This is a genomic window from Planomonospora sp. ID91781, assembly GCF_015711595.1.
In the GTDB taxonomy this organism is placed as follows: domain Bacteria; phylum Actinomycetota; class Actinomycetes; order Streptosporangiales; family Streptosporangiaceae; genus Planomonospora; species Planomonospora parontospora.
This window is the reverse complement of the sequence record NZ_JABTEY010000001.1, coordinates 1,153,049-1,175,499: the sequence shown is the minus strand read 5'-3', so window position 1 is coordinate 1,175,499 and position 22,451 is coordinate 1,153,049. Positions and strand designations below refer to the sequence as shown.

Here is a 22,451-nt window from a genome sequence, read left to right as displayed (position 1 = left end):
GGCCGCGCGGTCCGGCCGGTCAGGAGCCGAAGACCTGCTGGATCACGCTCTCCCCGTCGCCGACGATCCTGCGGAAGCGGCGGGCCACCTCGATCGCCTCCTCCCTGGAGCGGACCTCGACCAGCGCGAAGCCCGCCACGGCCTCCTTGGCCTCGGCGAACGGCCCGTCGGTCACGGTGATCCCGTCGCCGGAGGACGTCACGCGGATGCCGCCCGGCTCCAGGCCGCCGGTGGCCAGCAGGACGCCCGCCGTGGTCAGTTCCTCGACGAACTCGGCCATCGCGGCGTACAGCTTCTCGTCGGGAGCGGTGTCGGACGCCTTGGTGGTCATCAGATAGCGCATGGCTCTTCCTTCTCTTCCGTTGCCGTGCCCATGCGTCGATCTCGCGATGTGACACGGAACGGATGCATTCCCTGTCACATCGCGAGATCGACGCATGGTCGAGAACCGAAGAAGGATCCCGGAAAGGCACGACCATGACCACCGTCCAGTTCCCGGCCGCCCCGGCCGCCACCGCCTCCGCCACCTCTGCCGCCACCCGCTCCCTGCTCGCCTGCGCGATCGCCGCCGCTCCCCTGTGGACGGTCGTCTCCCTGGCCCAGGCCGCCACCCGCGAGGGCTTCGACCTGACCCGCCACCCGCTGAGCGCGCTGAGCAACGGCTCCCTGGGCTGGTTGCAGATCCTCAACTTCCTGGTCGCCGGCGCACTGACCGTCGCCGGGGCGAGCGGCCTGCGCCGGGCCATGCGCGGCGCCCCCGGAGGCACGTGGGCGCCGCGGCTGGTCCGGATCAACGGATTCGGCATGATCGCAGCGGGGATCTTCGTCATGGACCCGGGTGGCGGCTTCCCCGCCGGCGCCCCCCACGGGATGCCCGCGACGCTCACCTGGCACGGCTACGGCCACCTGGCCGCCGGCTCGGTCGCCTTCACCGCCCTGATCGCCGCCTGCTACGTCCTGGGCCGCCACTTCGGCCGTGCCGGGCACCGCGGCCACGCCGTCGCCTCCCGCATCGCCGGCACCGCCCTGCTGGTCGGCAACGGCTGGTCGATGAGCGGCGGCACGGCCGGGTCCCTGACCCTGGCCGTCGGAGCCGTCACCGCGATGCTCTGGGTCTCCGCGGTCGCCGCCCGGTACCGCCGCGTCCTCTGATCCCGTCCGGCCGCCACGAGCGTTCTGTCGCCCGCTACCGGTATCGTCATGTGCCATGAGTCCCGACGCTGCTGACAAGCGCACATCACTTCTCGTCTGGGGCGCGCTGGCGATCGTCTACGTCGTCTGGGGCTCCACCTACCTGGCCATCATGATCGTCATCGAGACGATCCCCCCGCTGCTCAGCGGCGCCATGCGGTTCACCGTGGCCGCGCTGGTCCTGGCCACCGCGATCCTGGCCCTGCGCGGCCGGGAGGCCTTCCGGATGACCGCCCGCGAGGCGGGCGGCGCGGCGCTCGTCGGGTTCCTCCTGCTGACCGGCGGGAACGGCATGGTGGCGCTGGCCGAGCAGCACATCTCCAGCGGGCTGGCGGCCCTGCTGGTGGCCTCGGTCCCGCTCTGGCTGGTGGTCCTGCGGATCATCGCCCGGGACCGGCCGCGGGTGCTCACGCTGACCGGCGTGCTCATCGGGTTCGGCGGGGTCGCCGGGCTCTCCCTGGCCGGCGGGGACGCCGCCTCGGACGGCGCGGGCATCGTGATCATCCTGCTCGCGTCCGTCTCGTGGTCGGTCGGGTCGTTCCTGTCCGCCCGGATCCCGATGCCCGCCAACCCCTTCTCCGCGAGCGCGGTCGAGATGGCGGCGGGCGGCGCCGGGCTGCTGCTGACCGGCCTGACGCTGGGCGAGCGCCTGGACCCGGCCGCCGTCTCCGGACGGTCCTGGACCGCGCTGGCCTACCTGGTCGTGATGGGGTCGCTGGTCGCCTTCACGTCGTACGTGTGGCTGCTGGGCAACGCGCCCATCTCCCTGGTCTCCACCTACGCCTACGTCAACCCGGTCGTGGCGGTCGCCCTGGGCGCGCTGGTGCTGAGCGAGCCGGTGACCGGTTCGATGGTCGCCGCCGGCCTGGTGATCGTCGTCGGCGTCGCGCTGGTCGTCTCCACCGAGCGGCGCGGCAGGCGGGCCGTCCCGGAGCAGGAGGCCGAGCCGGAGCCCGCGACCGCGTAGGCCTTCGGGCGGACGGATCCGAGGGGCGGACGGGTCCTGGTCACGGCGCGAAGCCGGTCCGAGGCCACCCGCCCCGGTCACGGCGGGAAGCCGGTCCGGGAACGGCCCCTCCCGGCCAGGTCGGGCGCCGGGCCCGGAGGCGGCGGCGTCGCCGCCGCGCCGGGCCCGGGACGCCGTCAGGCGTTCCTGAAGGCCGCGGCGGCGGCCAGGAAGGTGTCGTTGGCCTCGGGCGTGCCGATGGAGATCCGCGCCCCCTCACCCGCGAAGGGACGCACGGCCACCCCCTCGGCCGCGCACGCCTGCGCGAAGTCGAGCGTGCGCTCGCCCAGCCGGAGCCAGACGAAGTTGGCCTCGGTGACGGGCACCGTCCAGCCCTGCGCGAGGAGCTCCTCGCGGACGCGGGTGCGCTCCTTCACCACCGCGTCGACCCGCTCCAGCAGCTCGTCCTCGGCCGCGAGGGACGCGACGGCGGCGGCCTGGGCGAGGTGGTTGACCGCGAAGGGCACCATCGTCTTGCGCACGGCCGCCGCCACCGGCTCGTTCGCGATCAGGTAGCCCACCCGCAGGCCCGCCAGGCCGTACGCCTTGGAGAAGGTGCGCAGCACGGCCACGTTGGGCCGCTCGCGGTAGACCGTGAGGCCGTCGGTCACGTCGGCGTCCCTGACGTACTCCCGGTAGGCCTCGTCCAGCACGACCAGCACGTCCTCCGGCACCCGGTCCAGGAACGCCGCCAGCTCGCCCGAGCGCACGACCGTGCCGGTGGGGTTGTTCGGGTTGCAGACGAAGACCATGCGGGTGGCGGGGGTGATCGCCTCGGCCATCGCCTCCAGGTGGTGGGTCTCATCGGCCAGCGGGACCCGGACCGAGGTCGCCCCGGCCAGGTCGGCCAGGAGCGGGTAGGCCTCGAACGAGCGCCAGGCGTAGACCACCTCGGCGCCCGGCTCGCTCACCGTCTCGAAGAGCTGCTGGGCCACGGTGACCGAGCCCGCGCCGAGCGCGACGTGCTCGGGCGGCACGCCGTACCGCTCGGCGAGCGCCTCGGTGAGGGCGGTCGCCGCGGGGTCGGGATAGCGGTGGATCTCCGCCGCGGCCCGTGCGACCGCCTCGACCACCGAGGGCAGCGGGTCGTAGGGGGATTCGTTGGACGAGAGCTTGAAGGACCGGCCGTCGGGGGAGACCACGGCCTTGCCCGGCTTGTAGGCGGGCATCGTGTCCAGGATCGCGCGGAAACGAGGCATGGCCTTACCTTATGAGGAGCGGACGGATGGGGCATCACCCTGGGAGACTGGAGGCACGAGCATGCCCGGCCGGGAGGACGACATGAGCGCCGCACCGCTGTCCGAGACCGAGCTCCGCCCGGAGCCGTCGGTGTGGGACCCGCTGCCCGACTGGGTCCTCCCGCCGCGGGGCGGCTTCACCGCCGACGACCTGGACCGGCTTCCCGGGATCCCCCCGCACACCGAGCTCATCGACGGCACTCTCGTCATCGACGTCGACCTGACGGAGATCGACCGGTTCTGACCCCGGCGGCGTCCGGGTGCGGCCACGGAAGCCGCCCGCCCTCGGGCCCCGGGTCAGTCCTTGAGCGAGCGGAGCATCGGCGGGTGGAGGTTCTCCGCCGGGCCCCGGCGGTAGAGCTTGGCGGGGCGTCCGCCGTCGCGGGTGGTGGTCCGGCCGGTGGGGATCAGGAAGCCCTCGGCCTTGGTGACCTTGCGGTGGAAGTTGCGCGGGTCCAGCGGCCGGCCCCAGACGATCTCGTAGACCCGGCGCAGGTCCGCGACCGTGAACTCCGGCGGGCAGAAGGCCGCCCCCAGCGAGCTGTACTCCAGCTTGGCGCGGGCCCGCTCGACGCCGTCGACCATGATGCGCCGGTGGTCGAAGGCCATCGAGGTCAGCGCGGCGACCGGCTGCCAGCTCATGTGCGCCTCGGTGGAGGCGGGCAGGTCGGGGGCGAGCCCGAGGTAGGCGACGCTCAGCACCCGCTGGCGGGGGTCGCGGTCGGGGTAGCCGTAGGTCTGCAGCTGCTCCAGGTGGACCGGGGCGCCCGGCAGGCCGGCCCGTTCGGCGAGGACGCGGGCCGCGGCGGCGGGCAGGTCCTCGTCGAGCTGGATGAAGCCGCCCGACAGCGCCCAGTGTCCCTCGTACGGCGGCCGGTCCCGCCGCCAGACGAGCGCGCTCAGCGCCTGGCAGCGCACCGTGAGCACGACCAGGTCCACGCTGACGGGAATGCGGGGCACCACCACGGCAGGCACGTTACACCGCTCAGACGTCGATGCGGACGTGCAGCGGCTCGGCCGCCGTGCGCCCGTCGGGAGCGGCCACCTCGATCCGCACCCACGTGCCGGCGGGCACCTGCGTCCAGTCGAAGGGGACCCAGGCGGTCATCAGCCTGTCGGGGGTGTCGGGGGGCGGCTCCGCCAGGTTCACCCCGGCGACCTCGGCGGTCCTGGGCGCTTCCTGCCCCTCCCAGGTGATCGTCACCTTGCCGCCCAGCTGCAGATCGTAGCCGCGGAGCTCGATGCCGTCGCGGATGTCGTGCCCCGCGCGCACGGCCTCCACCGGGATCGGCCGGCCCGCGTCACCGGCCATCTCCTCCGACAGCGACGGGGAGCCGCAGGTGAAGAAGTCGCTCCACATGTAGGAGACGACCTTGGACACGTAGCGGCCGACCTGCGTGACGGCCTGGTCCAGGCGGTCCTTGTCGGTGCGTCCCCGGTTGCCGGTCCTGGTGCCGCACGCCTCGGTCCCGGACGGCTCGAACGCCTCCACGTTGGCCCAGAGCTGCACGTCGTGGCCCTGTTCGACCATCCGCGTCCGCGCCGCGGCCATCTCCCGGTAGTAGTCGCGGGTCGAGCCGTGGTAGGCCTCTCCGTTGGTCGTCTCGCCGACCACCGGGCGGAGCCGCTCGTCCACCGGTTCGTCCCGCTCGTCCGGCCAGAACAGCCCGACCTTGCCGGTCCCCCGGCTGTCCTGCGGCGCGATGATCCCGACGCCGGTCCTGGCCATGGCCTCGAAGCCCGCCGCCACCTCCTTGGGCGTGGCGCTGAACCCCTTCTCCTTGCGCGCCTCCAGGTAGGGGCTGACCAGGACGGGCTTGTCCGGCATCACCTGCTCCACGATCCGGTGCTGGGAGGCGTAGACCCTGAGCGTCGGGTGGTCCTTCTCCGCCTGCTCCGTGCCCTCCGGCGCACCCGTGTAGACCATGTCCCTCATCTGGAGCTCGAACGGCTGGTAGAAGCCGCCGAGCGAGGCCCGGCCGGCGAAGCGGTCACCGTAGTCCAGCAGGATGCGCCGGGTCAGCGTGGTGAGCGTGTCGATGCCCCGCTCCGAGGCCCGGGTGGCCTGCGCCGGGTCCCGGGGGGCGAGCGGCAGCGCGGGGAAGACCTTCACGCCGAACCGGTCCCCCAGGTCGAGCAGTTCGGCGAGGCTGTCCTGGCGCGCCGCGGCGACCAGGATCACGTGGTAACCGCGTCCCCGGGCGGAGAGGTTCGTGCAGTCGCCGTCGTCGCTGCCGTCCTCGGGCGCGACGATCCGGTAGAAGACCCGCCCGTCCACCTCGATCTTCTTCTCGACCTCGGGGCAGCGGAACAGCTTCGGCCCGAACGCCTCGTCGGTCCGGTAGACGAACGTCCAGCTCACCCGGTTGCCCGGGTTCAGCGCCTGCAGGTCGCGCTCGGCCGCGGCCACGCACGACAGCCCGTCCTCCCGGCACCGCTCGTAGCGGGGATCGGCCGCCTCCCCCCCGGAGTCCAGGATCCGGCCGTCCTCGTCGGTCGCGCGGGCCTGCAGGCCCCAGCCGATCCGGATCACGGTGTCGCCGCCGACCCCGTGGATGGCGGCGAGCTGGCTGCGCCAGGTGCAGTGGTCGGCCGTCGGGATGAGCCAGTACCCGGTCACCGCGTACGGCGCGCGCATCGCGGTGTCGAACGTTCCACACGGGTCGGTGAAGGGGAGGGAGGAGGGAGTCGGGGAGGCGGACGGCACGGACGGCGCGGCCGCGGACGACGTCGCCGAGGCGGCCTGCGATCGGTCTGCGGCCGGGCCGCCGGGGTCGCCGGAACGCAGGACGATCACGACCGCCGCCACCGCCGCGAGGATCGCCACGCCGAGGAGAGCCGTGAGCCAGCGCACGTTCAGGACACTACCGTTCTCGTGATCAAGCGGGCATAAACGGCGCCGGAGATCTCAGTCCTTGACTCCCGCCCAGGCTTCCAGCTGGGCGACGAAACGGCGGGCCGAGTTCGGCCAGTGGTGGTTCGCACGGGCCGCCGCATACCCCCGGGCGCCCTGGGCATGCCGCTCGGCGACGTCGTCCCGGAGCATGAGGACCGCCTGCGCCACCGCCTTGGGGTCCTGCCAGGGCACGACCATGCCGCTGTTGTAGCGTTCTACCAGCTCCACCGCGCGCGGCGACGGAGTCGTGATCACCGGGATCCCGTGGGCCATGTACTCCACGATCTTCGTGGGCATGGAGTGCCGGTAGTTGGGCTCGTCCCGCAGCAGCGAGAGGCCGGCCAGCGCGCCGTCGAGCCGCTTGAGCGCCTCGTCGTTCGGCATGAAGTCGCGCCACTCCAGCAGGCCCTCGGTCACGGCCTGGTTCAGCACCGGCCGCGACTGCGGGTCGGCGTAGCCGATCAGCTCGACCGCCACCCGGTACGGCTGGAGCAGCCGGGCCACCTCGACGGCCTCCTTCACGCCCCGCGCCTCCGACAGCCAGCCGAGGTAGACGATCCGGTCGTCGCCCGGCGGGGTCACGTCGTCCGGCACCCACGTCTCGTTCGGCACCACCAGGTGGGCCCGGCTGAACCGCCCGGCGTAGGCCGACTCGGCGAGGAGCAGGTGCAGGTGGCGCTCGGCCGTGCCCTCCAGGAGGCGGGCCAGGAAGCGCACCGGCGGCCGCAGGAACGCCGGCAGCCAGGGCTTGAGCGACAGGGTCGCCGGGGTGTCCTCGTGGACGTCCCAGACCACCGGCGGGCGCCCGCGGACCCCCGCGACCGCGAGCAGCAGCTCGGGGTCGTGGATGACGGCCAGGTCGACCTGGCCGCGCATGCGCTTGAACACCTTGCGGGCGGCGCGCACCGCGGACAGCCGCCGGCGCTCCGCCGCCCGGGGGAGGTCGACGCCGTTCACCCAGGACCGGGCCATGACCCCGCGGGCGGTGTACGGCGCGGCATACGTGACCTCATGACCGGCGTCCACGAGCGCCCGGATCTGCCGGTGCAGGATCCGGGCGTCCTCGGGGTGATGTACCACCGTCATGACGAGCACGTGCACTGCGCGCAGCCCCTTCGTGCCTAGAGCCGCTCGACGCGTTCACCCTCGGCGAGCACGCCTCGGGTGTCGAGCACGAGCTTGCCGTGGTCCTCGACGATCGCCAGGTCGAAGGCGCCGTGCTGCTGCAGCAGCAGCGTCACGTCGGCTTCGGCGACCGCCTTCGCGAGGTTCTCCTCGCGGGGCACCGCAGTGCCGTCGACCTGCCACTGCTTGACGTGCGGGTCGACGAAGACCAGCTCGGCGCCCAGTTCCAGCAGGCCGCGCGCGACCGGCAGGGCCGGGGTCTCGCGCTCGTCGGCGATGTCGGGCTTGTAGGTGACGCCGAGCAGCGCGACCCTGGAGCCGTTCACCGCCTTCTTGTGGCGGTTGAGCAGCCGCTGCACGCGGGTGACCACGTAGGACGGCATCCGCTCGTTGATCTCCTGGGCCAGCTCCACGAACCGGAACGGGTAGCCCAGCTTGCGCACGGTGTAGGACAGGTAGGACGGGTCCACCGGGATGCAGTGGCCGCCGACGCCCGGTCCGGGCAGGAACTTCTGGAAGCCGAACGGCTTGGTCGCCGCCGCCTCGATGGACTCCCAGAGGTTGATGCCGAGCTCGTCGCAGAAGATCGCCATCTCGTTGACGAGGGCGATGTTGACGTGCCGGTAGGTGTTCTCCAGGAGCTTGGCCATCTCGGCCTCGCGGGTGCCGCTGACCGGCACCACCTGCTCGATGAACTGCGCGTAGAACGCGGCCGCCACGTCGCGGCAGGCGTCGGTGTAGCCGCCGACGACCTTCGGCGTGTTGCGCAGGCCGAACTTGGGGTTGCCCGGGTCGATGCGCTCGGGCGAGAAGGCGAGGTGGAAGTCGCGGCCCGCGACGAGCCCGGAGGACTCCAGCAGGGGGCGGGCCACCTCGTCGGTCGTGCCGGGCCACGTGGTGGACTCCAGCACCACCAGGGAGCCGGCGGTGAGGTTCTTGGCGACCGTCGCGGTGGCGCCCTCCACCGCGGACAGGTCGGGACGGTGGTCGTCGTCCAGGGGAGTGGGGACGCAGATGACGATGGTGCGGCTCTGGGCCAGCACGCTCTCGTCCAGCGTCGCTCGGAAGCCGCCGGCCAGCATGTGCTCGAGGTCGGCGTCGGTCAGGTCGTCGATGTAGGACCGCCCGCCGTTGAGGGCGTCCACCTTGCGGGGGTCGACCTCGTAACCGACGACGCGCAGCCCTGCTGCCGTGGCCTCCTTGGCCAGCGGCATGCCGACGTAACCCAGACCGATCACGGCCAGGTCGTAGCCGGTCACTGGGAGACCCTGGGGAGCCGGAAACAACACTTCATGGTCGCAAAGGTTATCTCAACTCCGCACACCCCACGCCTGATGCGATTAAACGCATCACAAATGCGGTGGCCACGGGTTATCTCCATCGGATCATCAACCGCTGATCGTCCGGTAGAGGTCGCGGTAGGTCTCCGCGACCCGGCTCCAGGTGCGCTTCGCCGCCACCTCGGCCCGTCCGGCCTCGCCCATCAGGGCCCGCCGCGCCGGGTCTTCGCGCAGTCCGGCGACGGCGTCGGCGAACGCCTCGGGGTCGCCCGGGGGGACCAGGAGACCGGCGCCCTCCGAGCCCACGAGCTCCGACAGGGCGGGCAGATCGCTGAGCACGACGGGCTTGCCGAGGGCCATCGCCTCGACGGGTTTCAATGGCGTAACAAGTCGGCAAACCCGCAGGTCCTCACGGGGGCAGGCGAAGATGTCGATGGCCGCCTGGGCCTGCAGCGCCTCGTCCGGGCCGACCCGGCCGGGCAGGATCGCGAGGTCTCCGAGACCGAGCTCCTCGACCTGCTCCAGCAGCGCGGGGCGCTCGGCTCCGTCGCCCACGAGCAGCACCCTGACCGGGGTCCCCCGGTCGCGCAGCAGCGCCGCGGCGCTGATCATGGTCCGGAAGCCCTCGTAGGCCACGATGCTGGAGACCGATCCCATGACGATCTCGTCGTCGGCGATGCCGTGGGCCGCGCGGAAGGCCGCCCCGTCGTACTCGGCGGTCAGCAGCGAGTCGTCCACCGCGTTGGGCGCCAGGTAGATCTTCTCCCGGGGCACCCCTCGCTCGACGATCTCGGCGGCCATGGTCTCGGCGAGGGTCACCACGGCGTCGGCCGAGCGCATGATGAACGCCTCGCGGTCGCGCTGGAGCACGTGCCGCTGGCTGCCGATCCGCTTGGGGTCGCGCGAGGCCCAGGTCTCCTCCAGGAACCCCCGGACCTCGTAGACCATCGGCGTGCCGGTCCGCTCCCGCACGGCCAGCGCGACCGACCCGTTGCGGTGGTCGGTGGCGGCGTGGAGCACCTGCGGCCGGAGCGTCCTGACCAGCTCGGTCACCTCGCCGGCCCCGCGGATCATCCGCCCGCGGCTCTCGAACGGCACCTCGCCGCTCGGCAGCAGCCGGTGGTAGGGGATGCCGTCGATCTCCTCGTACGGCGTCGCGTCGGCGTGGCCCTGCATCATCGGCCAGCCCCAGCTGGTGACGACGTGCGGGTCGAGGCCCGCCTCCTTCTGCGCCGTGACGATCCGGTGCGTGCGCACGGTGTAGCCGGCCTGGGTGTACGGCAGGGCGTTGGTGACGCAGTGCAGCACCCGGCCCGCGACCCGCTCGCCCACGATCACCTTGGACTTGGGCGGGATGGGGTTCGGCTGGATGGCGGCCAGCTCGCCGGCGTAGTAGGCGGCCCTGCGCTTGATGAAGGGGTACTTCGCGTGGCCCTCCAGCACCGCGACGGCCTCGGTCATCCGGCCCGCGTCGAAGTGCTCCTTCGCCTCGTTCCAGGGTCCCCGGACCACGCGCATGCCGAACTTGCGCACGGCGACCCGGGCGCGCCGGGCCAGCGGCCAGGCGACCCGGCCCACGACGGGGCGCAGGCTCGGCGGGAGGGTCTCCGCGGCGGCCTGGGCGACGCGCACGGGGTCACTCTTGACCTTGGTCGCGACGACTCGGGAAACGATGATCGGATGCTGGGCGAAACCCTTGAGAAGTCCGCGCAGGCCGGCACGCGCCGACTTCGCGGAAACCGTCGAGGGCGCCGAGGACTCCGGCCGACTGGCGTCAGGTACCACGGTCGTGACCGTACCATAGGCAACGTTTGCCCCACTCCCACATGAAAGGCGAGGTCAATGAGGGACTCCGCCCCTTCGCCGGCGGCTCCGGCCGGCGAGCAGGCCCCCGGGAAGGCCTCCGAGAAGGCTCCCGGCGACCCCCTCGTCCTGCACGTGCTGGGCGCCCGCCCCAACTTCGTGAAGGCCGCCCCCGTCGTGCGCGCGCTGGACGCGCTGGGAGTGCGCCAGGGCATCGTCCACACCGGTCAGCACTACGACGCGCTGATGTCCGACGTGTTCTTCGCCGACCTGGGGCTGCCCGAGCCGGTCGCGAACCTGGGCGTCGGATCCGGCTCGCACGCCCGCCAGACGGCGGCCCTGCTCACCGGTCTGGAGGAGGTCGTGCTGGAGCACGGCCCCGCGCTGGTCGTCGTCTACGGCGACGTGAACTCCACGCTGGCCGCGATCCTGGTCTGCGCCAAGCTGCAGATCCCGACCGCGCACGTCGAGGCGGGCCTGCGCTCCTTCGACCGCGGCATGCCCGAGGAGGTCAACCGGGTCGTCACCGACGCCCTGTCCGACATCCTCTTCGCCACCTCGCCGGACGCGCTGTCGCACCTGTCGAACGAGGGCGTGGACCCGTCCCGCGTCCACCTCGTCGGCAACCCGATGATCGACAGCCTCTTCTCCGCGCTGGACCGCCTCGACCCGGCGCCGGTCCGCACGCGGCTCGGCCTGCCCGAGCGGTACGGCGTGGCCACCCTGCACCGGCCCGCCAACGTCGACGACCCGGCCGCCGCCAAGGAGCTGGTCGACGCCGTCCTGCAGGTGAGCGAGCGGCTGCCGATCGTGGTCCCGATCCACCCGCGCGGGCGCGAGCGCCTGGCCGCGGCGGGGCTGGTGACCGGCGGGAACCTGCTGATCGTCGACCCGCTGGGCTACGTGGACTTCCTCTCCCTGGTCCGGGGCGCGTCCCTGGTCGTCACCGACTCGGGCGGCGTGCAGGAGGAGACGACCATGCTCGGCGTGCCCTGCCTGACCGTCCGGCCCAACACCGAGCGGCCGGTCACCGTCACCCACGGCACCAACCGCCTGGTCACCCCGGACCTGCTCCCCGCCGCCGCCGACAAGGCCCTGGCCGACGGCGCGGCGACGCCCTCGGGCGAGCTGCCCCCGCTCTGGGACGGCAAGGCTGGCCCCCGCATCGCCCGGGTGATCGTCTCCTGGCTGAAGGGGGAGAACCTCTCCCCGGCCTCGCAGGCCGTACCGCCCAAATCCCTCTAAAAGCACCGTTCCGGTACGGCGAAAGCCGTACTCTGGCACGACCCCGGACGAAGGCGACTCCCATGAGCTCCACCTCCCCCCTGAGTGACGAGACCCCCGAAGAGCCGAGGTTCCAGCGGCTGGGACCGGTCAACTGGCTGCCCGAGGAGCGCAAGGTCGTCGAGCGCTTCGAGGAGCGGGTGCGGGACCTGGAGCGGCGCCTGGCCATCGCGGAGGCGCGCGCGGACTACGCCCAGTGGAAGCTGGAGTCGACCCGGGTCCAGCGGCCGTACCGGGTGGCCGAGGCGCTCACCGGGGCCAAGGGGCCGGGGGTGGTACGGCTGCCGGGCAAGCTCCGCATGGCGCTCAAGCCGCGCAAGGGGCCCACCGCGCCGCGCCCGGTGGCCGAGGTGGTCGCCGAGCTGGACGAGCGCGGGCCGTCGGTGGACGTGCCGGTGGTGAAGTGGCCCGCCGGGCCGGTCGTCCGGCCGGACCTGAGGGTCGCGGTCATCCTGGACGACTTCTCCCGGATGGCGTTCAAATACGAGTGGGACCAGATCGAGTTCGGGCTGCGCGACTGGCCGGAGGTCTTCGCCGGGAAGCGGCCCGAGATCCTGTTCGTGGAGTCGGCCTGGCACGGCAACCAGGGGCGCTGGCGCTACCAGATGACCGGGACGAACGCCCCCAAGCCGGAGCTGCGCGCGCTGATCGACTGGTGCCGTGAGGAAGGGATCCCGACGGTCTTCTGGAACAAGGAGGACCCGCCGAACTTCGACTTCTTCATCGACACGGCCAAGCTGTTCGACTACGTGTTCACCTGCGACGGCGACATGGTGCCGAAATATCGCGAGATCCTGGGACACGACCGGGTGGACGTGCTGCAGTTCGCGGCGCAGCCCCGGGTGCACAACCCGATCCAGGAGAAGCAGGGCCGCGTCCACGACGTCGTCTTCGCCGGCATGTACTTCCGGGACAAGCACCCCGAGCGCCGCGAGCAGATGGAGACCGTGCTCGACCCGATCCGCGAGCTGGGCCTGCACATCTTCGCCCGGAACGGGACCGTGGACGAGAAGTACGCCTGGCCGGAGAAGTACGTCCCGCACATCGTGGGCGAGCTGCCGTACGACCGGATGCTGGCCGCGTACAAGATGTACAAGGTCTTCCTCAACGTGAACTCGGTGCTCGACTCGCCGACCATGTGCGCCCGCCGGGTCTTCGAGCTGTCCGCCTGCTCCACGCCGGTGGTGACCGGCTGGTCCCGGGCGATCGAGGAGACGTTCGGCTCCCTGGTGCCGATCGCCCGCGACCAGCTGGAGTCCTACAACACGGTCCTGCACCTGCTCAACAGCCCGGAGCTGCGCGCCCGCCAGGGCCACCTGGCCATGCGCGAGGTCTTCGACAAGCACCTGTTCTCGCACCGCGTGGACCAGATCCTGGGCTTCCTCGGCCGGCCCGTCGAGCCCCGGACCCGCTCGGTCTCCGTGGTGCTGCCGACCAACCGCGCCGCCCAGATCGAGCACGCCATCTCCTCGGTGGCCAAGCAGGTCCACCGCCCGCTCCAGCTGGTGATGGTCCTGCACGGCCTGGACATCGACCCGGTGGTCGTCGCCGACAAGGCCAGGATGGCCGGGATCACCGACGTCGTGGTGCTGGCCGCCGACCCGTCGATGTCGCTGGGCGCCTGCATGAACACGGGCATCGCCGCGGCCGAGGGCGAGCTGGTCGCCAAGATGGACGACGACAACCTGTACGGCGAGCACTACCTGTCGGACCTGGTCCGCGCCTTCGACTACTCCGACGCCGAACTGGTCGGCAAGGGCGCGCACTACGCCTACTTCGAGTCCACCAACACCACGATGCTCCGCATGCCGGGTCTGGAGCACCGCTACGCCTGGCTGGTGCAGGGCGGCACCTTCCTCGGCAAGACCGACATGTTCCGCCACTACGCCTTCGAGGACGTCACCCGGGGCGAGGACACCCGGCTGGTCAAGCGGCTGCGCGAGGACCGGGTCAAGATCTACTCCGCCGACCGGTTCAACTTCGTCTACTGGCGCAGCGGCGACCCGGCCATGCACACCTGGCAGCCCGACGACCACAAGCTCACCCGCGGCGCCCAGTTCTCCTTCGTCGGCCGCCCCGACGACCACGTCATGATCTGACCTCTCCGCCCGGCCGGGTCCCGTGGTCGTGCGGGTCCCGTTCACGCGCGGGCCTGCCCCGGCCCGTCTCCCAGTTCGAGATCTGCGAGGAGGCCGGCCTGCGCCTGGCCCGCGTCGACCTGGCCTACCCCGACGCGAAACTCGCCATCGAGTACGACGGCGACAACCACAACGGGCGGTGGATGAAGGACGTCCTGCGCCAGAACCAGATCTTCAGCGAGGGCTGGCGGTTGCGCCGCTACACCAAGCAGGCGATGTACGGCGCACCCGAACTGATCGTCCAGGAGGTCGCCCGTCTTCTGGCGGATCCCCGTTCCCCCTGACCCCGGCATCCCGTCGTCCGCTCCGGTCCGCCTCCTGGCACGGCCGCTCCGGCGAAGCCGGCCGGTTTCCCGAATCCCGCGCGGAGGTCACTCGGCGGTGACGGGCCGACCCAGTGGTGACGGGCCGGCAGAGCATGTCCGACGGAGTTCCGACGGCGGGCCGTCGAGACCCCGCCGCGGGAATCGGCCCGGGACTCATACGACGGAGTTCCGACGGCGGACCGCCGAGACCCCGTCGCGGGAATCGGCCCGGGACTCAGACCGCCTTGAGGAAGCCGCCGTCGACGGCGAACTCCGTGCCGGTGGTGCTGCCCGACCTCGGGGAGGCCAGCAGGGCGACCACGTCGGCGACCTCCTGCGGGTCCACCAGGCGCCCGGTGGTCAGGTCCATCATCTGCGGCGCCACGGTCGTGATCACACTCTCGCGGTCGGTGCCCGCCTGGCCGGCGATGATGTCGGCGGCGCCGCCCTCCTCGGTCCACCACGCGGTGAGGACGGGCCCCGGCGAGACCGTGTTCACCCGGATGCACTGCGGGCCGTACTCCTCCGACAGCGCCTTGGTGAGGGTGTTCAGCCCGGCCTTGGCCGCGTTGTAGTCGACGTTCATCGGGGCGGGCTGCCGGGCGAGCACCGAGGAGACGTTGACGATCGCCCCGCCGCCGCGCCCGAGCATCACCGGGACGGCCGCCCGGATCGCGCGGACGGCGGAGAAGAGGTTGAACTCGAACATCTCCCGCCAGTCGGCGTCGGTGGGGGTCAGGAACCCGAAGCGCGGCAGCTTCGCGCCGGGGGGCGGGCCTCCGGCGTTGTTCACCAGGACGTCCAGCCCGCCGAACTCCTCCACCGCGCGCGCCACGACCTGACCGGGGGCCTCGGGGTCCGTCAGGTCGACCGGGACGTGCACCAGGTCCGCTCCGGCCAGTGCGTCCAGCTCGGCGCTGCTCTTGCGGGAGGCCGCCACCACGCGCGCGCCCTCCTCCAGGAAGGTGCGCACGACGGCCAGCCCGATGCCCTTGGACGCCCCCGTGACGACGGCGACACGACCGGAAAGTTGCAGATCCATGAGGTTCTCCTCCGCTCGACTCCTGGCCCCGGCGGGGGCCACGGCCATGAAGGTAGTTCGATCACCGGACCGGCCACCGGCGGCGATCGGACGTGCAACTCCAGCGGAATCCGGACATCACAGCAGGTCAGCCACGATCCCGTTTTTATCTGATTGAGAATGTCTCTCTATGAGATTAACCTCCCGGCGAGAAAGCGACGACGACGCCGGAGAGACGATGATGAGAAGAGACGAGCGCCGGGCCCTGGCCGCGGAGACCGTGGAGATCCTGGAACGCGGCTGGTACGCCGACGGCTCCGGGCGGCGGGTCTCCGTCGCCGGTGAGCTCGCCGCCGCCGTCGCCGGCACGCGCCTGTGGACACCCGACGAGCTGACCGGGTTGCTGACGGCCCATGGGGAGCGGTCCGGCGGCCGGACTCCGGGGGCGGCGGACCCCGTCCCCTCCGGTCGGGTGGAGGTCGTCAACGAGACGTCCCTGTCCGCCGCCCACCGGTTGACGGACACGGGCGATCCCGTGGGTGACCCGCTGGGCGACCCCGTGGGCTGCCTCAACTTCGCCTCGGCGAAGAACCCCGGAGGCGGGTTCCTGAACGGTTCCGAGGCACAGGAGGAGAGCCTGGCCCGCTCCTCCGGGCTGTACCGCTGCCTGGTCGGGGTGCAGGACTTCTACGGCTTCCACCGGGGTCAGGGCGACCTGCTCTACAGCCACCGCGCGATCTTCTCCCCCGCCGTCCCGGTGTTCCGGGACGACCGGGGCGGGCTGCTCGCGCAGCCGTACCCCGTCTCCTTCGTGACCGCCGCCGCGCCGAACGCGGGGGCCATGCGCGGGGACGGCCCGCGGCTGGAACGCGTCCCGGAGGTCCTGTCCGAGCGGGCGGCGCGGGTCCTCGCGCTCTTCGCCGCGTCGGGGGTGCGCAGGATCGTGCTGGGCGCCTGGGGCTGCGGCGTGTTCCGCAACCCGCCGGAGCTGGTGGCGTCCGTCTTCGCCGGGCACCTCGGCCCCGGGGGCGCCTTCCACGGGACGTTCGACCGGGTGGTCTTCGCCGTGCTCGACCGCGCTCCCGGCACGCCCACCCATGACGCCTTCGCCCGGGCGTTCCGGTCCCAGGCCGGATAGCCCTCATCCCGCCGAGGAGGGACCCGGCCGGGCCGCCGCGCGGGGGCCCGGCCTGGTGCTCGGGGTCAGGGGACGGGGTCGGGGTCCTTCGGGGGGACGGGGGTGCCGTTCGCGGCGGGGACGACCCCGTTGGGGGCGGGAGCACCGCCGGCCAGCAGGGTGCGGGCGAGGCCGAGGCCGGTGCCGCCGAGGGTCAGCGCCTTGGCGAGCATCTCCTCGATGCCCTGGGCGCCGTTCAGCACGACCATGTGGTCGACGTTGCCGAAGGCCTTGGCGCCGGACTCGACGATCTTCGGCCAGTTCTCGGCGAGCTGCTGGGCGATGACCGCCTCCTGGTTCTCGGCGAGGGCCTCGGACCGGGCGCGGATCGCCTCGGCCTCGGCCAGGCCCTTGGCCCTGGCCGCCTCGGCCTCCGCGAGGCCCTGTGCCTTCGCCGCCTCCGCGGCGGCCAGACCGCGGGCCTTGGCGGCCTCCGCCTCACCGAGACCGGTGGCCTTGGTCGCCGCGGCGGCGGCCTCACCGCGCAGCCGTACGGACTCCGCCTCGGCCGCGGCGGCCTGCTTGACCTGCGAGGCCTGCGCCGCGGCGCGGAGCTCGGTCTCGCGGGCCTCGGCCTCGGCCTGGGCGATGCGGGCGTCGCGCTCGGCCTGGGAGAGCTTCACCGTCTCGTAGGCCTTCGCGTCGGCGGGCTTGCGGACCTGCGCCTGGAGCCGCTGCTCGGCCAGGGCCGCCTCCAGCTCGGCGGCCCTGGTCTCCTGGACCACGACCTCCTGGCGGGCCGAGGCCTCCGAGAGGGGACCGGCCTGGCGGGAGCGGGCCTGGGCCTCGTCGATCTCCGCCTGGTAGGAGGCCTGCTTGATCTGCGCGTCGCGCCAGGCGGCGGCCTTGTTCGCGGCGGCGATCTGCTCGGCCTCGGTGGCCTCCTGGTCGCGCTGGGCCTCGGCGATGCGCGCGGAGGCGGCGATCTTGGCGGCGTGCGGCTTGCCGAGGTTGGTGATGTAGCCGGTCTCGTCGTCGATCTCCTGGATCTGCAGGGAGTCGACGATCAGGCCCAGCTTGATCATCTCGTCGGCGGCCGAGGCGCGGGTCTCGCCGGTCAGCCGCTCGCGGTTGAGGATGAGGTCCTCGACGGTCAGGTTGCCGATGATCGAGCGCAGGTGACCGGTGAACAGCTCGTGGATCGCGCCGTTCATGGAGTCCTGCTGGTCGAGGAAGCGGCGGGCGGCGTTGGCTATGGAGTGCAGGTCGTCGCCGACCTTGTAGATCACCACGCCCCGCACCACGACCGGGATGCCCTGCTGGGTGACGCAGGAGACCTGGAGGTTGGCGGCGCGGCTGTCCAGGCGGAGCCGCCGGGCCGTCTGGAAGCCGGGGAACACCGCGGTGCCCTTGCCGGTGACGATCTTGAATCCGAGGCTGTCGGCGAGTTCGGAGTTCCCGCGCGCCCCGAGACCGGAGATGATCAGCGCCTCGTTGGGCTCGGCCACCCGCCAGACGGCCTTGAACAGCAGGATGAGGATGAGGAGGGCGGCGAGGGCCGCGCCTCCGATGATGAGGTATTGCGTCGGCATCCGGACCTCCGCGGTGGGGGAGTTGGGAGGGAGGGGAGAAGGAAAGGAGAGGGTCAGACGAGCGCGCGGGCGACGTAGACCGTGCGCGGTGGGAAGTACTCGACGACGACGACGATCGAACCGACGGAGATCTCCTCGTCGGGCACGGTGGGGTGCGCGTAGAACGCCTCGACGCCTCCGCGGACCGCCACCAGGACCTCCCCGACCAGGCCGGGGCCGATCCTGCCGGTGACCCTGCCCTGCTTGCCGATCACACGCGGCTCCCCGTCACGTCATGGAACAGTCATGGAACGAAAACCCCGGATCCGGACGCTACTCCGGCACGGCCGTCTCCACCACTCGCCGCGGGACGACAGGGGTGTTCTCGGCCGTGCCGAGGAGTGCCGCCGATCCGTGTTCTCCGTCCCCGTCCTGGCAACGAGCGGGGCTCCCGCGGCGTTCCGGATCCCGCGGGTGCTCAAGACCCGCGGGTGCTCAGGATCCGCGGGCTCCTCGCGCGTTCGGCAGGTGCCCAGGATCCGCGGGCTCCTCGCGCGTTCGGCGGGCGCTCAGGAACCGGCGCCGCGGCTTGCCGTCAGGCCGGGCGCCGCAGCCGGGTGAAGGCCCAGCTCATCCGCGGCTCGACCGCCCAGCGGGCCGCCCTGCGCACCGGCGGGGTGCACAGCAGCGCGGCCAGGCCGGCGCCGCAGAGCGCCACCGCCGCCACCCCGGGCACCGTGGCGGCCCAGTCGCCGTAGTACCGCTCCGCGGCCTTCACCACGAACCCGTGGAGCAGGTAGGCGTACATGGTCGCCGCGCCGAGCCCGGAGTACCAGGTCCGCCCGGACGGGGTGACCGCCAGGAAGGCGGCGACCAGCAGCGCCCCGGCGGCCAGCAGGCCCAGCCGGACGAGGCTCCCGGTGAGGTCGTCCACCCCGATCGCCTCGTTGGCGTGCCGCCAGCGGATCCACTCCGTCCGCACCTCCGTGTGCAGGACCAGCGCCGCCGCGGCTCCCGCCGCCAGCACGGCCGCCCCCGCGATCCGCATCCCGCGCCGCCGGAGCAGCGCGAAGTGCTCGGGGCGGAGCATCAGGCCGAGCACGTAGAACGGCAGGAGCGCGAGCGTGCGGTTCATCGAGAGCTCGTCGGGCAGGGAACTCGTCCCCGAGAGCAGCGAGAGGCCCACCGCGACCGCCAGCGGCCACCTGAGCTGCTGCCAGACCGGGGTGGACAGCCGCCACAGGAACAGCGACATCAGGAACCAGGTCAGGTAGTACGGGTCGAGGAGGCTGATCTCCAGCTTGCCGTACATGACCAGCCGCGGGAGCGAGTAGGCCAGTTCGAAGAGCACGTACGGCACGGCGAGCGTGCTGATCAGTTTGCGCGCCTTGCCGGAGGAGAAGGTGAAGTTCCGCGACAGGTAACCGCTGAGCACGATGAACAGCGGCATGTGGAAGACGTACACGTAGAAATAGGCCGCGTGCGCGACCGCCACGTCCCGGAGGTCCTCGATCAGATGGCCGGAGACCACCAGTGCGATCGCCAGGAACTTGGCGTTGTCGAAGAACGGGTCACGACCGGTCTCGCCTGGGGGGTCCGTCCGGACGGGGGTTGCGACGCTCACAGCCTCCGGACCCTAACGAGGCGGCCCCGGGTCCTCGCCCAACACCGGGTGAAGGCCCGGAGAACTCTCCCGCCGGGCGTCTCCGGCGCTCCGATCTCGCACTTCGGGGCGCGGATCCCGTTCTCCGGGACGGGAAGGCCCCCGCACGATCGCCCCCACAGAAAATCATTACAATTCCAACATTTACCCCATTAATCACGCTAATCAGCAGGCCCTCCACTGCGCCCGAACCGTATCGGTGCTAGTCTCCTGTCCGATCTTTCGGAGGCGCATTCACCCCCAAACCGCCGCAAGCCTCCGCGCACTGAGGTTGGGACGAGTGGGCATGGGCTCTGGAAACCGCTCGATTCGGTTCAAGATCTTCTTGCTGCTGCTCCTGCCCCTGCTCTCGCTCAGCGCCCTGTGGGGCTTCGTGCTCAACCTGACCGTCGGCGAAGGGGCCGCGCTGCTCCGGGCGGACAGGCTCTACGAGACGGTCGGCGTGACCTCCACCGAGCTGGGACGGCAGCTCCAGTCCGAGCGCACCCGCACCTCCACCGCGATCAGCTCGCGGGAGCTCACCAGCGGCTTCGGCGAGCAGCGCGCCCGCACCGACCGGGCGCTCGCCGAGTTCCTCAGCGCCGAGCGGACCATCGGCCCGGACGACCCCGAGCTGCGCGCCTCCCTGAACGGGCTCACCGACCGCCTCGCGAAGCTGCCGGACATCCGCTCGGCGATCGACGGCGGCCGGTACACCCGCCTCGAGGCGCTGTCGCACTACAACGAGATCCTGGACGCGGTCTTCCTCCTGTACGACCAGCTCGTCTCGGTCCCCGACCTGTCGATCTTCCAGCAGGCCACGGCCATGCAGGCGATGGGCAACGCCCGCGAGATGCTCGCCAGGGAGGACGCGCTGATCAGCGGCGCGCTGATCGACGGCCGGTTCTCCGACGACGAGCGCGCCGCCTTCGCCGAGCACGCCGCCGCCCGCCGGTTCCTGCACGCCCGCGGCCTGTCCGGGCTGGACGCCACGCTCAGCAGGCCGTACCGGGAGGTCTTCACCTCCCCCGCCTTCGAGAGGTTCCTCGTCGCCGAGACGGCCGTCGTCTCCGGTGAGGGCGTCGCGCCGCCCGCCGAGGCCCGGCTCTGGAGGGAGATGGTCGCCCCCCTCGCCGACCGGCTCGACCGGCTCGGCGCCGCCTCCTCCGACGCCCTGGCCGAGCAGTCCCGGTCGCTGTCCTTCGGCGTGGTGACCCGCATCGCCCTGGCGGGCGGGGTCGGCATGGCCGCCGTGGTCGTCTCGATCGTCATCTCGGTCCGCTTCGGCCGCCGTCTCGCCGGCGAGCTGGCCGGGCTCCGCGCCGCCGCGCTCGACCTGGCGGACGTGCGCCTCCCCCGCCTCGTGGCGCGCCTGCGGCGCGGCGAGGACGTCGACGCGGCGGCCGAGGCCCCGCCGATCGAGGCGCGCGCCGCGGGCGGTTCGGCGGAGGTCATCGACGTGGCGCACGCCTTCGGCTCGGTGCAGCGCACCGCGGTGGAGGCCGCCGTCGGCCAGGCCGATCTGCGCCGCGGCGTCAGCCAGGTCTTCGTCAACCTGGCCCGCCGCAAGCAGGCCCTGCTGCACCGGCAGCTCTCCCTGCTCGACAGCATGCAGCGCCGGGCGACCGACCCCGACGGCCTCGACGACCTGTTCCGGCTGGACCACCTCACCACGCGCATGCGCCGCCACGCCGAGAGCCTGATCATCCTGTCCGGCGCGGCCCCCGGGCGCGCCTGGCGCAACCCGGTGCCGGTGGTCGACGTCGTCAGGGCGGCGATCGCCGAGGTCGAGGACTACAAGCGCGTCACCGTGTCGCCGCTTCCCGACGCCCTGTTCGACGGGGCCGCGGTCGCCGACATCACCCACCTGATCGCCGAGCTCATCGAGAACGCCACGATCTACTCGCCGCCGCAGACCACGGTCACCGTGCGCGGCGACGTGGTGGCCAACGGGTTCGCCGTCGAGGTGGAGGACCGGGGCCTGGGCCTGGGCGCCCTGGAGTACGAGGAGATCAACGCCCGGCTCGCCGACCCGCCGGAGTTCGACCTGGCCGACAGCGACCGGCTGGGCCTGTTCGTGGTGGGCCAGCTCGCCGCCCGGCACGGCATCCAGGTCGTGCTGCGCGCCTCGCCGTTCGGCGGCACCACGGCCATCGTGCTGATCCCGCGCGCGGTGCTCGCCGAGCTCCCCTCCCCGCTCTCCGTCACCGCCGAGCGGATCCCGAGACGGCCCGCCGGGCCCCGGCTCGCGGACGATGCCGGGAACGCGGCCCGGATCACGGACGGCGCCGGGAACGCGGCCCGGATCACGGACGGCGCCGGGAACGCGACCGCGGTCGGCGGCTCCGCTCCGGCCGCGCTGGGACCGGCCCCCGCCCGGAGCGGCACGACGTCGTCCTCCCCGCGCGGCGCGGGACTGCCGCGCCGTACGCGCACGGTCCCTCCCGCCTCCCCGGCGCGCGACGCCTCCGGCCGGCCCCTGGCCGCGCCGACGCTCACCGTGGTGAACGGCCTGCCGGACGGTGGGGCGAAGGGCCCCGGCGGCCCGCCCGCCCGGGAGACCACGGGCCCCGGTAGCCTGCCCAGGCGTGTACGGCAGGCGAACCTCGCCCCGCAGCTGCGCCAGGACGCCCCGGAGCAGGAGGAGCGGGCGCCGGAGTCCCCGGCCGCCGGGCGCTCGCCGGAGGAGGCCCGGGCGCTGTTCTCCGCCTTCCAGGCGGGCGCGCGGCGCGGGCGCGAGGAGCAGGAGGACGACGCCGGCGGGCGGGAAGACCGCGCCGGTGATCTCGCACACCAGAAGACAGGCGAAAAGGAGGACAAGTGACCGAGCACAG

19 protein-coding genes are annotated in these 22,451 nt (G+C 72.5%); 8 read left to right on the top strand and 11 right to left on the bottom strand.

All coding sequences use genetic code 11. The features are described 5' to 3' along the window. Positions 1-19: 19 nt before the first annotated feature. The gene (locus tag HS048_RS05490) at positions 20-343 is read right to left on the bottom strand and encodes a YciI family protein (protein WP_068897964.1); all 324 of its coding nucleotides are present in this window, start codon (positions 341-343) and stop codon (positions 20-22) included. 134 nt (positions 344-477) lie between these two features. Between HS048_RS05490 and HS048_RS05485 the strand changes: the two genes are divergently transcribed. Then, complete coding sequence (locus HS048_RS05485) at positions 478-1,152, top strand: DUF998 domain-containing protein (protein WP_196466341.1); 675 nt, start codon at positions 478-480, stop codon at positions 1,150-1,152. Positions 1,153-1,207: 55 nt separating this feature from the next. After that, entirely contained in the window at positions 1,208-2,158 is a 951-nt protein-coding gene (locus HS048_RS05480; RefSeq protein ID WP_068897959.1) for an EamA family transporter, read from the top strand. 176 nt (positions 2,159-2,334) lie between these two features. Here HS048_RS05480 and hisC read toward each other — a convergent pair whose 3' ends face one another. Next, positions 2,335-3,396 carry a histidinol-phosphate transaminase gene (gene hisC / locus HS048_RS05475; RefSeq protein ID WP_196466340.1) on the bottom strand — a complete coding sequence of 354 codons (1,062 nt, stop codon included), beginning with the start codon at positions 3,394-3,396 and terminating at the stop codon, positions 2,335-2,337. A gap of 82 nt (positions 3,397-3,478) precedes the next feature. Between hisC and HS048_RS05470 the strand changes: the two genes are divergently transcribed. Next, positions 3,479-3,679 carry a hypothetical protein gene (locus HS048_RS05470; RefSeq protein WP_374058753.1) on the top strand — a complete coding sequence of 67 codons (201 nt, stop codon included), beginning with the start codon at positions 3,479-3,481 and terminating at the stop codon, positions 3,677-3,679. A gap of 53 nt (positions 3,680-3,732) precedes the next feature. On the opposite strand, the gene HS048_RS05465 is transcribed toward HS048_RS05470, so the two are convergent. The 5 genes from HS048_RS05465 to HS048_RS05445 all read right to left on the bottom strand — a co-directional run bounded on the left by HS048_RS05465 (position 3,733) and on the right by HS048_RS05445 (position 10,368). Beyond that, positions 3,733-4,398 (bottom strand): NUDIX domain-containing protein, encoded by a 666-nt coding sequence (locus tag HS048_RS05465; RefSeq protein ID WP_068898346.1) that lies wholly within the window; start codon positions 4,396-4,398, stop codon positions 3,733-3,735. Between the two features lie 22 nt (positions 4,399-4,420). After that, the gene (locus HS048_RS05460; protein ID WP_196466338.1) at positions 4,421-6,289 is read right to left on the bottom strand and encodes a DUF4434 domain-containing protein; all 1,869 of its coding nucleotides are present in this window, start codon (positions 6,287-6,289) and stop codon (positions 4,421-4,423) included. A 54-nt stretch (positions 6,290-6,343) separates the two neighbouring features. Then, positions 6,344-7,432 (bottom strand): glycosyltransferase, encoded by a 1,089-nt coding sequence (locus HS048_RS05455; RefSeq protein WP_084008468.1) that lies wholly within the window; start codon positions 7,430-7,432, stop codon positions 6,344-6,346. 20 nt (positions 7,433-7,452) lie between these two features. Then, entirely contained in the window at positions 7,453-8,715 is a 1,263-nt protein-coding gene (locus tag HS048_RS05450) for a nucleotide sugar dehydrogenase (RefSeq protein ID WP_068897951.1), read from the bottom strand. 129 nt (positions 8,716-8,844) lie between these two features. After that, the gene (locus HS048_RS05445; RefSeq protein ID WP_231647419.1) at positions 8,845-10,368 is read right to left on the bottom strand and encodes a glycosyltransferase family 4 protein; all 1,524 of its coding nucleotides are present in this window, start codon (positions 10,366-10,368) and stop codon (positions 8,845-8,847) included. Positions 10,369-10,578: 210 nt separating this feature from the next. On the opposite strand from HS048_RS05445, the gene wecB reads away from it, so the two are divergent. The 3 genes from wecB (at position 10,579) to HS048_RS38700 (ending at position 14,245) form a co-directional block, all read left to right on the top strand. Continuing rightward, positions 10,579-11,784, top strand: coding sequence for a non-hydrolyzing UDP-N-acetylglucosamine 2-epimerase (gene wecB, locus HS048_RS05440; RefSeq protein WP_374058752.1), 1,206 nt, complete (start codon positions 10,579-10,581; stop codon positions 11,782-11,784). Positions 11,785-11,846: 62 nt separating this feature from the next. Further along, the gene (locus HS048_RS05435) at positions 11,847-13,922 is read left to right on the top strand and encodes a glycosyltransferase (protein ID WP_230880743.1); all 2,076 of its coding nucleotides are present in this window, start codon (positions 11,847-11,849) and stop codon (positions 13,920-13,922) included. Then, on the top strand, positions 13,811-14,245 hold the full coding sequence (locus HS048_RS38700; protein WP_196467799.1) for a DUF559 domain-containing protein: 435 nt from the start codon (positions 13,811-13,813) through the stop codon (positions 14,243-14,245). The genes HS048_RS05435 and HS048_RS38700 overlap by 112 nt, the downstream gene beginning before the upstream one ends. Before the next feature lie 256 nt (positions 14,246-14,501). On the opposite strand, the gene HS048_RS05425 is transcribed toward HS048_RS38700, so the two are convergent. Next, the gene (locus tag HS048_RS05425; protein ID WP_196466337.1) at positions 14,502-15,308 is read right to left on the bottom strand and encodes an SDR family NAD(P)-dependent oxidoreductase; all 807 of its coding nucleotides are present in this window, start codon (positions 15,306-15,308) and stop codon (positions 14,502-14,504) included. A gap of 217 nt (positions 15,309-15,525) precedes the next feature. On the opposite strand from HS048_RS05425, the gene HS048_RS05420 reads away from it, so the two are divergent. Next, positions 15,526-16,425, top strand: coding sequence for a TIGR02452 family protein (locus HS048_RS05420; RefSeq protein WP_230880742.1), 900 nt, complete (start codon positions 15,526-15,528; stop codon positions 16,423-16,425). A gap of 65 nt (positions 16,426-16,490) precedes the next feature. Here the strand turns inward: HS048_RS05420 and HS048_RS05415 are convergent, their stop codons facing one another. The 3 genes from HS048_RS05415 to HS048_RS05405 form a co-directional block, all read right to left on the bottom strand. After that, positions 16,491-17,996 carry a flotillin family protein gene (locus HS048_RS05415; protein ID WP_068897943.1) on the bottom strand — a complete coding sequence of 502 codons (1,506 nt, stop codon included), beginning with the start codon at positions 17,994-17,996 and terminating at the stop codon, positions 16,491-16,493. 53 nt (positions 17,997-18,049) lie between these two features. After that, positions 18,050-18,250, bottom strand: coding sequence for a hypothetical protein (locus HS048_RS05410; RefSeq protein WP_068897941.1), 201 nt, complete (start codon positions 18,248-18,250; stop codon positions 18,050-18,052). 320 nt (positions 18,251-18,570) lie between these two features. Then, entirely contained in the window at positions 18,571-19,599 is a 1,029-nt protein-coding gene (locus HS048_RS05405) for an acyltransferase family protein (RefSeq protein WP_068897939.1), read from the bottom strand. A gap of 325 nt (positions 19,600-19,924) precedes the next feature. Here HS048_RS05405 and HS048_RS05400 point away from each other — a divergent pair, with 325 nt between their 5' ends. Further along, complete coding sequence (locus tag HS048_RS05400) at positions 19,925-22,441, top strand: nitrate- and nitrite sensing domain-containing protein (protein WP_196466336.1); 2,517 nt, start codon at positions 19,925-19,927, stop codon at positions 22,439-22,441. Positions 22,442-22,451 lie beyond the last annotated feature (10 nt).